The 461-nt window shown below is 69.0% G+C and carries 1 protein-coding gene; it reads left to right on the forward strand.

All coding sequences use genetic code 11. The features are described from left to right. Positions 1-461: type VI secretion system tip protein VgrG (vgrG, locus tag NPS56_RS31010; protein WP_274078177.1), on the forward strand; the 461-nt coding region annotated here is incomplete at both ends.

Here is a 461-nt window from a genome sequence, read left to right on the forward strand (position 1 = left end):
GATCAGACCCACCTCAGCGGCGCCAGCAGCAGCGCCACCCTGGCGCCGGGCCAGGTGCTGAAAATCGCCGACGCGCCCCAGGCCTTTGCCCCCGGCGCGGTGATCACCGGCCTGCACACCCGCGCCGCCCGCGACCGCAGCATCGAAGTAAATTTCGAGGCCATCCCCTACGCGGAAATGGTCTGCTTCCGCCCGCCGGTACCGCCCAAACCGATCATCGCCGGCACCCTGCCGGCCCGCGTCACCAGCGGCAAAGCCAACGATCCCTACGCCGAAATCGACCTCGAGGGCCGCTACAAGGTCAACTTCCTCTTCGATCGCGACCCCTGGAAGCTCGGCCAGGAAAGCATGTGGCTCCGCCAGGCACGCCCCTACGCCGGCGACACCCATGGCCTGCACCTGCCGCTGATCTGCGGCACCGAAGTGGCCATCGCCTTCGAACAGGGCGACCCCGACCGCCC

It is taken from the genome of Pseudomonas putida, assembly GCF_028682635.1.
Taxonomy (GTDB): Bacteria; Pseudomonadota; Gammaproteobacteria; order Pseudomonadales; family Pseudomonadaceae; genus Aquipseudomonas; species Aquipseudomonas putida_AE.